This window comes from Paenibacillus sp. FW507-14B1B (assembly GCF_058781425.1).
Genome location: NZ_JBYSWS010000005.1, coordinates 191,636 through 204,495, shown reverse-complemented (window position 1 = coordinate 204,495; position 12,860 = coordinate 191,636). Strand labels below are relative to the sequence as shown.

Genomic DNA, 12,860 nt, shown 5'->3' with positions numbered 1-12,860 from the left:
TATTTAGTGAGTATTATTCTTAAGTTCAGACAATGCATTGTGCAGCTCAGCATATTGAAACTTGAATCCATGCTCTAACGCCTTAGCTGGGATGATTCGCTGTCCTTTCAGTAGAATGAGTGAGAGTTCACCGAGCACACTCTGAAGAAGAAAGGCCGGAACAGGGAACCAGTGAGGACGATGATAGACTTTAGCAACGGTGCGACCGAATTGATCATTCGTAACCGGATGCGGTGAAGCTGCATTAACAGGGCCACTTATGTCAGGATGTTGGATACAGAAATCGATAAGACTTACGATATCGTCAATGTGAATCCAAGACAGCCACTGCTGACCGCTGCCTATTTTGCCGCCGATTCCTAGTTTATAGGGGAGAAGCATTTTTGGAAAAGCCCCACCCTCATTGCCCAGCACTACACTGATCCGCAGTTTAACAACGCGCTCCACATCAATACGATCCGCTGCTTCCTCCCACTGCGAGACGACCTCGGACGGAAAGTCCATTACTCTTGAAGGACTCTGCTCATCAAAAGTTAGATCCTCTGATGTTCCGTAAATGGCCATGGCTGACGCTTGAATAACGACGGAAGGTTTCTGATTAAGCGTATGCATGAGATCGGCCACGGCAGATACGGTCTTTTGCCTAGAATTGCGAATGCTTTCTTTACCTTTGACAGTCCAACGCTGACTAAGCGAAGCACCTGCTAGGTTGACAAGTGCATCTAATCCTTCGAAAACTTGGGGACTCGACTTCATATCATCCCAAGTTACATATTGAACAGATTTATTCTTTGCAGGGCTATCAGGCTGCTTACGAGTGACAATCATGACATGATGGCCATCAGCCACCCAACGCTTGCACAACGCTTGACCGATAAATCCGGTACCGCCACAAATGGCAATCTTCATAAGAAATCTCCTTTACGATTCATCCATATATGAACATCATAGAGCATGGTCTAGTGTAGATCAAACGGAGGTGAGCTTACAGCGTTACTTCTTATTCTTTAACATGTACACTACTTCTTTAACCATGAGTTGTAGGCGATGTTACATATCTTTAGATCTAGCTGAGGGTATTCGACAAGCTTTTTAAGGAATCAGGTTCAAAGGTCATAGAGAAAGGGCTGTAGTCCTGAAAAATCTAAGTTATAACTGGTCAATTTGATGCTTTATTCGAGGATTAAGGTTCGATATAGTACCTTGTGTAAGCGCTTTATTTTTATTCGGGAGGTCGAACGTTTCAATTAACAAAAGATTAACATATTCGGGGGGTGGAGTTTACAACGTATCGATATACTGTCCGGAAGGGTGACTGGTCATGGAGGCCACCCGCATGAGAATTCGTTTTTTAACTAGAAATGGAGGTCATGATGGAATGGCAGGAAGCAAGCGAAAATCAGTGATATCTTCTTTACTTAGTGGTGTGATGTTATTGTCTCTTATGATACCTGGAGAGCGTGTGATGGCAGAGCAAGTGACTTCAGACACCGGAGTGATTCTAGATCAGCAGAAGATGGAGATTGGACCGGGAGCGACGTACACATGGAAGAACATGAAGCTGGATCGGGGATTGGAAAAGCTTCATTATGTTGAGTTTAACCCGAAAGAACAAGTGCTCGAACTTCAGCCAGGAAAGACGGACGGGAAAATTTATGGTATGCAGGGAGTATCCCAGATGGCATCGGATGCCGATCAAGAAGGCAATCGGATCATCGCAGCGATCAACGGGGACTTTTACGATATGTCCAATGGCTTACCGCTCGGTCTGTTCATGGGCGATGGAGAACTATTGAATAACCCTCCAAATGATTGGCTTGCCTTTGGTATGAGAGCAGATGGTTCAACGATATATGGCCCAAGTCCGAAGCTAACCCGAACAATAAACATCGGTGGAAAAGAGAGTAGCCTTACCGCAATCAACCGATTGCGTAGTAGTGATGCCTTGGTTCTCTACACCCCTTCATTTCACACTTCAACCGTAACCAATGCTCTTGGGGATGAAGTTGTGCTTGAGATATTGTCAGGCGAGGTCAAAAGTGGACAAACCTTGGAATTGAAAGTACACGAGATACATAAGGACAAGGGCAATACTCCAATTACAGAGGGTAAGGTTATCTTATCTGCATCCGGCAAACATCGCGAGATTTTAGCGGGGCTTAAAGTTGGTGATGAAATTAAGGTATCTTTAGAGCTTGAAGCGGAGTGGAAGGACGTTAAAATGGCCATCGGCGGGCAATCCCGGTTAATTGCGAATGGGGAAATTGTTCCTAGCGGTGATCCGGCAGTATATCCACGTACAGCGATTGGTACAAAAGCGGATGGCTCTATAATTATGCTTGTCATCGATGGACGTCAACCTGGCTTCAGTGAAGGCGTGACTTTGACTGAACTTAGTCAGATTATGAAGGAGATGGGAGCTGTCGACGCTCTTAATCTGGATGGTGGCGGCTCTGCGACTTTTGTTGCGAGAATGCCAGGGGAGACCGCACGTAAAGTGATGAATTCCCCGTCTGATGGTGGGGAGAGAAGGACGGCCAATGGTATTTTGCTAGTCAACAAAGCGCCTGAGGGGACAGCGGACAAGCTAGTAGTGAAGCCGCCAATGGAGCGGGTGCTTGCAGGGTCTACAGTGGTATTTAAGGCGGGGGCAGTAGATAGTAATATGCATCCAGCACGCTTATCGGGTAACGTCGAGTGGAGTATTACACCAGATCTGGGTACGTTCGACGGAACGGGCGTATTCTCAGCTGGTTCAGGTGCAGGCATAGCGGAAGTGAAGGCTGTATCTGGCAGTTTGAGTGGAACGGGAACGATAGAAGTTGTGAATGAACTGACGGAATTAAGTTTTGGTGATACGGTCAAAAGCTTTGCTCCGGGACAATCTGAAACGCTGGAAGTTACAGCTTTACGTAGCGGTCAGATTATCCAAGCTGATAACAATCAGTTGGAATGGCGAACGGAGGGAGATATCGGTACGATCGATGACCGTGGTACATTCACAGCAGTGAATGAGACGGAGAAGAATGGAAAGATCATTGTAAGCTACAAAGGCATTGAAGCGTCTGTAGACGTAAACATTGGTCTTGCTCCAGTAATTCTAGAGGATTTTGAGAATGGCCTGGATGCTTACCAAGAAATTGCAGGTGCACAATACAACTCCGTTAGAGTGAGTATTGAGAATGACGAAGATCTGGTTCGTTTCGGTAATAACTCATTGAAGCTTGAGTATGATTTTACTGGAAAGCCAGGAACCTCGGGAGCTTATCTGCAGACTAAGAGCGCGGCGAATAACATTGTCATTCCAGGTTATCCCGAGAAAATAAGCATGTGGGTGTATGGGGATGGGAAGAAGCACTGGCTGCGTGCGCAAATGCGTGATAGTAAGGGGGCGATTCCTCTTAATTTTGTTGATGAGAGTACGGGTGTAGACTTTGAAGGATGGAAGTACTTAGAGGCAGACGTTCCTAAAGGGCGCGTTATGCCACTGACGATGGACATGCCTGTGCGATATATGGAGACTTCGGCAGCGAAGAAGGACGCGGGTGTTCTCTATGTGGACCAGATCCGTGCACTATATGGTCCGAATCAGGATGATATGAATCCACCTGTGCTTAAGGAGTTATCACCTGTAGATGAAACAACGATTCCCAGCAACCAACCCAGAATTTCAGTAATAGCAGAAGATGCTGATTACGATCCCATTAAGCACCCAGGCACAACATTGATCGATCCAGACAAGATCCGATTCTATCTGGATGGGAAGCTGGTGGAGCATACACTGTACCCACCTAAAGGAGAAATTCACTACACACCCTTAACACCGTTAGCAGATGGTGTTCATCAGGTGAAGGTTTCCGTTAAGGACCTTTCTGGCAATCAGACGATCAAAGTCTGGACCTTTAGCGTAGACACTGGCTCTTCTAAGGTTGTATATAGCACACCGAAGGATATTTATGCGGGTGGTACGTACACGTTAGATTTGTCGGCTGTAAAACCATCGGATATCCGCAGCGGGGAGATTGAATTCGCTTATGATCCAGCTAAGCTGGAGAATCTAGAGCTTGTTCGTGGCGAGAAGTTGAGTGAAACTCAGCTACAGGCTGAAATTGACAGTCAAGCAGGCCGTGTGATTTTGAAGCTAAATGATATCCATACAGCTGGTTTGACGGACAAGGACTCGATTGGACAAATTCAATACCGTGTGAAAAAAGATGCAGTAGGAACGCATACGTTTGAATTCACGTCTGGATCGATCTCTTTTGTCAGCACAGGGGATATCTCTTATCCGTTCTTTGGGCTTCCTCAGACCTCGGAAATCCGAACGCATTTGTCGCTAGAGTGGAATGAAGAGGGCCAAGTTGAAGGCTATGAAACGATCTTTCAAGTTAAGGATGAGAGTGGAGCACCGCTCGAAGGAGCAGAAATAACGGCAGACGGTCAGCTCATTGGTGTAACGAATTCGGATGGAATCCTGAAAGACAATACACTTACCTCGGCAGTAAAGACGTACAAATTGCAGGCTGTAAAAGGAACGTTCTACAGTCCTATCGTACCCTTTACGGTATCGAAGCTGTTCGGAACGAAGACACCCTACAATATTAATGTAAGTATGGGTGAGGAGCCAACGAAGTCCAGAGGTTTTACGTGGCACACGAACCCGGGGGTAGATCAGTCGGTGGTTGAGCTGGTAGAGGCATCTGAATTCACAGACTTTAATGGACCGAACGTGACACGTATCCAGGGTGAGAATAGTCTTTATCAAACGCTGGATATCGGTACGATTCGGGTGCATAAAGCAATGGCAATTGGACTTAAGCCGGGAACGGATTATATTTACCGTGTAGGTGACGGACATGAGCATTATAGCGTTCAAGGGACGTTCAAGACCGCAGAGGTTGAAGGGGATCATACGAAGTTTTTGTATTTTGCAGATTCGCAAGGGAGTACAGAAGCTGACTTTAAGCTCTGGGGTAATACGGTCCGCAAAGCGATAGGCGAACACCCGGATTCTGAGTTTATCTACCAGGCAGGAGATATGGTGGATAAGGGGTTTAACGAGAATCAATGGAATTTATGGTTCAGGGAAGCGCAGGATGCATTCTTAAATACGACACTCATTGGAGCTATCGGTAATCATGAAGTCATGGGGACTAAAGGGAACAGTGATTTCCTAGCACACTTTAATCAGCCTGGTAATGGTGTGCCGAGTCTACAAGGAACGAACTTCTCATTCGACTACAAGGATGCTCATTTCATCGTTCTAAACAGCGAGTACCAGTATGAGGAGCAGAAGGATTGGTTAGAGCAAGACCTGGCCAAGACAACGAAAAAGTGGAAGATTGCGATGTTCCACCGCGGGCCTTACGGAAGTATTTACGATACGGTGGAAGTAAGAAATCTGTGGGCACCTGTGTTAGAGAAGTACAATGTCGATCTTGTCTTAAATGGGCATGATCATATGTATTTACGGACTCATCCCATGAAAGACAAGCAGGTTTCAATAGATGGTCAAGGGACAACCTATGTGATTGCAGGATCATCAGGCTCCAAGTTCTATTCCCTGACCCCAAGAGATTGGCAGAAGGTCATAGATGAAGAACAAACGCAGATGTATGCTTCCGTTGAAATGATGGGTGATGAATTGAGAATGGTAACGAAGACTGTAAGTGGACGGGTGGTAGATGAATTTACTTTATCCAAAAATACCGTTCAGCCCGAATCCATTGAAATTGAGCAGCAGGATGTTATCCTAGCTCTCGGTGAGAGCAAGGAATTAACCGCGGTGGTTAAGCCAGATCATGCAGCGGATAAAACAGTCACATGGTCGGTATACAGTTCTGACCCTGAAGAAGTGGTTACCATCTCTGCAGAAGGAATGGTTACGGCCAAAGGACTTGGTACCGCTGTTGTCCGGGCTACGAGTAATGCAGTACCGGAGCTGTATGCAGAGACTACGATCACAGTAGATCGAGTTCCAGAGGGAGAGATCGAATCTCTGGAGCTGCAAGGTAAGTCTTCTCTTAAAGTAGGAGAGACGAATCAGACCATGACAGAGGCCGTATATGAAGATGGTACTCGTATAAGGCTGCTAGAAGGTGTTGTGTATGATAGCAGCGCACAGAGTATTGCATCCATTGACGATGCAGGATTGATAAGAGCGCTGTCAGAAGGTACAACGGTGATATCTGCAACTTATGGGGAGTTTAGCGCCAGTTATGATCTGACCGTCTTACCTTCGGGAACACCGGGTCCAGATCCAGGGGATGGCGGAGGAAATACAGGCGGAGAGATTCCCGGAAGCGGCGGTGGTGGGGGAACAACGTCTCCAGTCCAGCCGCCAACTGTACCTGTTCCGCCTCCTCAGGCTACGGGCAAGATTACAGTAAGTTCTTCTGAACTTGCAGCTATGATAGCCAAAGGTGAAGTGGTGCTTACCACGAAAGAGTCATTGGAAGAGGTGTTATTGCCAGGTAACGCTGCATCACTGTTAAAGGCAATACCAGTAACGGTGAATGCAGGGAACGTGTCCCTTGCTATTCCAGCAGAGGTGCTTCGTGCACTGAGTGAGCTAATTCCCGCTGATCAGCGAGAGGGAAGCACAATTAGGCTTAGCGCGAAGAGAATAACGGGTGAAGATGCGCTTCGCTTGATAGCAGAAGCAGCAGATAAATCAGGTGCTGTGATTGGTGCAGCAAGTGATCTATTATCCTTTAGCTTAAGTATTACGACAAAGGACGGTAAGACCACCGAGCTTTCAACGTTCTCCAAACCGATTACCATTCATCTCCCTGTGAAGGGTATTGTGGACCGAAAATTGATCGGAATCTATTCTATTGCAGCTGATGGAGGTCTGGAATTCGTTGGTGGTACATGGAATGGAGCGAAGCTTACCGCGGAAATTCACCATTTCAGCACGTATGCTGCACTTCAATTCAATAAGAAATTTACAGATGTACCAGAAGGACATTGGGCTTCTCACGTTATTCAAGAGCTGTCAGCTAAGCAATTCATTAAAGGGATCAACGATCATCAATTTGCGCCAGCCAAGGCAGTAACTAGAGCTGAGTTCACGGCTATGCTCGTTCGTGTGCTAGGTCTTCAGCTAGAAGGAAATTCACACTTTGAAGATGTGGCTTCTGATGCATGGTATGCAGGAGCCGTAGCTGCTGCAGCGAAGGCGGGGATCGCTAACGGTGTAAGCTCAAAGGAGTTTTCTCCTAACGCTGTGATTAAACGCCAAGAAATGGCCGCTATGGCTGTAAGAGCTTATCAATCTGTAGCGGTACAGCAAAGACTGCTAGGGAAGGAAATTCAATTTAAGGATGTAAAGGGCTCACCGATCTGGGTTCAAGAAGCTGTTCAATCGGCATACGTCCTCGGTCTAGTGAAGGGAATCTCGGATGATACATTCAAACCGAAAGGGATAACCACACGGGCGGAAAGTGCCCAAGTTATCTATAACCTGCTGAAGAAACTACCCGGTTATGTGATGTAAGTTAAATCGATGAAAACAGCCTCCACCCAGTGAGTTATGGGGTGGAGGCTGTTTGGTATTAGTTATTAATTGAGGTAGGACTAGGTTCGCATTATTTCTTAGCTTTGGATGCTACCAAAATAAGTCCTTTGGATGGATTGGAAACAGCGATGATCTCAGTTGATTTATCATCCTTTACAACAAGACTGAGCACAACCGCTTTATATTCTTTACCAGCTTGAATGTCCGCTCCGTTCCCATCTTTGCTTGGAATCTCGAAGGTGTACTTCTTAATCGTATCAGCTTCGTTTCCTGTTCCAGCAGTACCGCCGTTATCTGATTGAGATGAATTGACGTCAGTCATTTTCAGCAGGGTCTTGGAAGAAGTGGCTTTCTTCAAGTTAAAGCTTCCGGCGCTGTCAGCTGGAAGAAACACAACCTGATAAGAAGTGATTTCACTATCCTTCGATGCTGCTTTAAAGCTTACGTTTAGGTTGTTCGTATTCTTCACTGGCTCTACGTTTACATTGCTTGCCGCAGATTCGTCAGGCTGGGGAAGTTTAAGTTCGCCTGATGGAGCTGACAATGCATGTTTAGCTGAGCTTGATTTATTGACGGCAAGAACATATGCCTTATAAGTTGTATCTTTGCTTAATGGTGCATTGTTAATATCTTTTTCCAACAGTGCGTAAAATTCTTTACTAGTACTATCAGGCGTAACTTTTACGAAGTTGGTGACAGCCTCCAAATTGTCAGTTGGGGAGGAGTCAGGTACAAGCATTACTTTATATACTTCTACATTCTTCGAGTTCGGTCCTGGAGAGAATGTAACCTCGAACCCGTAATCATTCGATGTCGTCTTCACGATCGTTGGAGCTGATATTTCAGGTCCTTCGAGTGTGATAACTGCGGATGGAGAAGACAGTGTATTGTTGCTGGCATTGCCGTCTTTGCTCACCGAGACAACGAATACTTTATAAGGCTGGTTGTTAACAATTGCTCCACCGTTGCTGTCAGTCGTACTAGATTGCAAGCTAGTACGGATGTTTGAACCCGTTTTATTTACAGTTGTAAATCCTGAATTACCAGGTGTAAATCCTTCAGAAGCTGATTCTTTAACTACATACACTTGATACTGAAGGATCTTATCCTCATTCGCAGCTTTATTAAAGGATACGAATAAGTCTCGACCGTCACCATTGTCACCGTTATCTTCTGCTGTTACATTCGTAACGGCATCTACCTTTGTATTGGCTGTTAGGGTAATCACATCTGATGCATTGGAAATAGCACTTTTTCCAGCAAAATTGCCTTTACCAATGGCTAAGACGAATACACGGTAGGCAGTACCATCTTTAATATCGTCACCGTCTGTATCTTTTGCATTCGGTGCGAGTGCCTTCGTAATCGTTCCACTACGGCTGATCTCCGATGTGTAATGATTTCTTACGGCATTTGCAGCCGTTAGATCAAAGCCACTTGCTTTATCTTTCTTAACCACAAGAATGCGATATTCACTAATGTTGTTGTAATCTGAGGAGCTATCGAACTTCACCTGCAAATCACTGCCGTTATTATTATCGCTTATATCTTTAGCCTCTACAGCTGTTGCAGGATTCAGTGTAAGAGTTTTGCCCAATGTAATGGCTGAGGAGTAGTAAGAAAGTGCGTTGCTATTGGAATAGTTTCCGCTGCCTACTGACATGATGAACACGCGGTAGCTGATTCCCTCACGGATATACTCTCCATCCGTATCTCTACTTCCAGACCCTAGGATTTGACTAATATTACTTCCCGTCTTATAGATCTGCGTATAGTATGAGTTGTTGTTAGCTGTATTCAAGGTGAAATTACTTGCTTTGCTATCCTTCACCACGAATGCTCGGTAACTACCGATGTTGTACTCATCAGAAGCTTTCGTGAAGGATACTCTCAAGTCACGGCCATCGCCATAGTCACTCACATCGCTTGCTGCTACATTCGTTACGGCAGTTACATAACGATTGTTACTAAGTGTGATGGTTGAGGAGGAGGATGACAGTGCGTTGTTGCTGGAATTGTTATTACCTTGCGACACAATGAACACACGGTAGCTGACACCATTACGGATATAATCCCCGTCCGTATCACGGCTCGAAGAGTTCAGATTCTGAGTGATGTTGTATCCCGTCTTATTAATTTGAGTGTAATAATAGCTGGACAACGAATTGGCATCGTTCAGGTCAAAATAATTCGCCTTGCTTGTTTTGACCACAAATGCGCGGTAATGACTAATATTATATTCATCGGATGCACGCGTGAACGAAACTTGCAAGTCACGGCCATCGTTGTAATCACTCACATCGCTGACATAAAGATTCGAGATCGATCCAACATATGAGTTGTTATTGTACAAAATAATGTCGCTCGAAGGTGACGATAGTTTGTTGTTACCTGAGTTGTTACCTGTAGCAACAGACATGACGAATACACGATAGTAAACACCGCTTCGAATAGCCGCTCCATCTACATCTCTGGCTCCAGAGGATAGGGTCTGGATGATGTTATTTCCAGTCTTGTTCACCTGTGTGTAGTTATAGCTGGATACATTGTTAGCTCGAGTTAGATTGAAATTCTGATAATCACTCGATTTTACGACGAAAATCCGATACGATCCAATACCAGATTCGTCAGACAACTTAGTAAAGCTTACTCGTAGATCTCGACCATCGCCATAATCATTCACATCTGTTACTTGTGTAATGACTGGAGCGGTGGTAGAACCTGTCGCAAGCGTAATCGATGAGGATGCAGTCGAGAGTTTGCTCGCTACGGAATTCTCATTGCTGCTTACGGACAGCACATAAAGGGTGTAAGGTATTCCATTCCGAATATATTCGCCTGAAGAATCACGCGAAGAGGAATTTAGTACCGTTGTAAGTGTTGTACTGCTACTGCTGGTCTTGTTTACAGTCGTATAGTTCTGGCTTGCTACAGCTTTAGCTGCTGCAAGATCAAATTTGCTAATATCTTTGGTTTTTACAGCAATGACGCGATAATTTGAGATATTACTTTCTGTCTTTGCACGTGTAAAGCTTACGGAAAGGTCACGTCCGTCATTATAGTCGTTGACATCGGTTCCCTTCACATTGGTTGCTGCGTCAACAGCGTTTGTATTAGCAAGCGTGAGTGCTGGTGAAGGTGAGGATAGTGCTACATCACCATTTACCTTGCCGACACTTAATACGTAAGCTACGTAAGATTGATTGTCGCGGATATATTCTCCATCTACATCACGTGAAGCAGAGTTCAGTGTAATGGAAGGATCTGATCCGTTCGGGAAAATTACCGCATAATTATAGTTTGAGACCATTTGTGCTGATGATAGGTTGAAGCTGCCTGATTTAGATGCTTTAACGACCATAATCCGGTACTGAGAAGCACGGGATTCATTCGATGATTTAGAGAAATTAACTTGAAGATCCCTACCATCTCCGTAATTCGCCACATCTCTTAAGGTTACATAAGAGGCAGGATTTAGACTGTCTGGAACAGAAACACCACCAGATGTCGTAATGGAAACTGTCTTGGTCTTGGAATTCCAGCCAACCTTTTCTCCTAAGGATTCACTGACGAAGCGCACGGGTACCATTGTCGTACCTCTCAAATTCTTAGCTGGAACGTCAAGATTAACACTTTGTCTGTTAATGGTTGCTGTCTTAGAGTTGATCTTCAATACGATCGTTGTTCCGTCCTTAACTGCAGTAACGGTCTGAGCTTTCTGGTTCCAAGTCACCTTGGCGTCCAGTGCCTCGAAGATGGCCCTCATAGGTAGCATGACGCGGCCTTGGATCATAACCGGTGCCTGACTTGTTGCGAGTCTTACCCCATCGATTAAGATGGTGAAATTTACTGCCGCCTGTGCCTGTGACTGGAACAGCAATGGGATGATGAGTAGTCCTGCTAGCAAAGCAGTCCAAAACTTCCTCACGCGATTGACCTCCTTCAAATGATTGTTATTATTTTCCTCAACTATATGACGCTGTGGGCTAGGGTAAAGTTTCAGCTATTCGGCAGGCTAAGGAAAATTTTGTTGTCATGGATTCTATTTTAACGTGATAAGGGATAGAAATCCTTGAATTTATAGAAATAAAAGGATTAAAATGGTAATCATTATTAAAAGCACGCGATAGATAATACAGCATTTCTTATAGGAAAGGGGTTGAAGAGAGGTTGAACACAAAAGAAGGAAGTGCGGAGTGGCCACTTCTGTTATGTCATAATCAGGATGACTGGGAAGCGTGGCTTGCACAGAACCACCATTGTTCAAGTGGGGTCAAGCTGCAAATAGCGAAGAAGAATTCAACACTTCAAACCGTGAGTTATGCTGAAGCACTGGATAGCGCTTTATGCTACGGATGGATTGATAGCCGTAAAGAATCACTCGACGGAGATAGCTGGGTTCAGCGGTTTGGACCGCGAGGGAAGAATAGCATCTGGTCACAGGTGAACAAGGAAAAGGTTCAGAGGTTGATCGAGGAAGGAAGGATGAAGCCGTCTGGACTTCAGGCTATTGAAACGGCCAAGATCAATGGGCGCTGGGAAGCGGCTTACGCGCCACAGAGCCGGGCTACGGTACCCGCTGAGATGGAAGCAGCGTTCGCAGAGCATCCGCGTGCCAAAGAATTTTATGACACCTTAAATAATCAGAACAAATTCGCGATTCATTTTCGTATACAGAATGCGAAGAAGGCTGAGACCCGTGCAAGAAAGGTCAAGGAGTTAATACGTATGTTGGAAAATGGAGAGAAGATACATCCGTAACGCCTAAGGTTTTTATCCCTTTTGCAAACCAAGTCATAAACGGCTAGAATAACTATGAAATGGTGTGTTGTGATAAAGATCATATCGTTATTTTCGAATGATAAGGGGATAGAGAACAATGGAAAGAATTCAAACGGAGAAACAATACGAGGATTTAATCAACCGAGACGGATTGACCGTCATCAAATACGATGCCACTTGGTGTCCAGATTGCAGAACGCTGGAAAAATTCCTGCCAGATATCATGGCAAAGCACCCAGATAAGGAGTTTTATGCGCTGGATGTGGAACAGCTTGAGGAGATTACAAGCAAGAACGAAGTGCGTGGTATTCCGAGCTTGCTGGTTTATAAGAATGGAGAGAAGCTAGCACACCTTCATAGCAAATTTGCGAAGACACCTAAAGAAATTTCAGAGTATTTGGAGACATTGGAATCTAAGAAATAAGAGTATTTGTGGGTTAGCCACCTTTAGTATTTAGAATGCATAAAAGCACCGGTTTTCTTCCATTGGTAAGATGGATAGATCCGGTGCTTTTTATGAAGTATCCCCACTATTTGTTAGCTAGTTAAAATATTAAAG

Annotated in this window: 5 protein-coding genes; 3 read left to right on the top strand and 2 right to left on the bottom strand. The window is 45.0% G+C overall.

The window, feature by feature from the left end; genetic code table 11:
* Window positions 1-3 precede the first annotated feature (3 nt).
* Window positions 4-909: a TIGR01777 family oxidoreductase gene (locus AC3WJJ_RS22115; protein ID WP_492543814.1), complete on the bottom strand. Its 906-nt coding sequence runs from the start codon at window positions 907-909 to the stop codon at window positions 4-6.
* Window positions 910-1,336: 427 nt separating this feature from the next.
* Here AC3WJJ_RS22115 and AC3WJJ_RS22110 point away from each other — a divergent pair, with 427 nt between their 5' ends.
* Window positions 1,337-7,498: a phosphodiester glycosidase family protein gene (locus AC3WJJ_RS22110; RefSeq protein ID WP_492543812.1), complete on the top strand. Its 6,162-nt coding sequence runs from the start codon at window positions 1,337-1,339 to the stop codon at window positions 7,496-7,498.
* A gap of 91 nt (window positions 7,499-7,589) precedes the next feature.
* Here AC3WJJ_RS22110 and AC3WJJ_RS22105 read toward each other — a convergent pair whose 3' ends face one another.
* Window positions 7,590-11,447, bottom strand: coding sequence for a stalk domain-containing protein (locus tag AC3WJJ_RS22105; RefSeq protein WP_492543810.1), 3,858 nt, complete (start codon window positions 11,445-11,447; stop codon window positions 7,590-7,592).
* Window positions 11,448-11,689: 242 nt separating this feature from the next.
* On the opposite strand from AC3WJJ_RS22105, the gene AC3WJJ_RS22100 reads away from it, so the two are divergent.
* A complete protein-coding gene (locus tag AC3WJJ_RS22100) occupies window positions 11,690-12,280 on the top strand; it encodes a YdeI/OmpD-associated family protein (protein WP_492543808.1) in 591 nt (196 codons plus the stop codon).
* 118 nt (window positions 12,281-12,398) lie between these two features.
* Window positions 12,399-12,725: a thioredoxin family protein gene (locus tag AC3WJJ_RS22095; protein WP_422660020.1), complete on the top strand. Its 327-nt coding sequence runs from the start codon at window positions 12,399-12,401 to the stop codon at window positions 12,723-12,725.
* Window positions 12,726-12,860 lie beyond the last annotated feature (135 nt).

What these genes read in the sequence shown, in the direction of transcription:
- AC3WJJ_RS22115 (WP_492543814.1), bottom strand. Translation starts at nt 909, where the DNA reads ATGAAGATTGCCATTTGTGGCGGTACCGGATTTATCGGTCAAGCGTTG.
- AC3WJJ_RS22110 (WP_492543812.1), top strand. Translation starts at nt 1,337, where the DNA reads ATGAGAATTCGTTTTTTAACTAGAAATGGAGGTCATGATGGAATGGCA.
- AC3WJJ_RS22095 (WP_422660020.1), top strand. Translation starts at nt 12,399, where the DNA reads ATGGAAAGAATTCAAACGGAGAAACAATACGAGGATTTAATCAACCGA.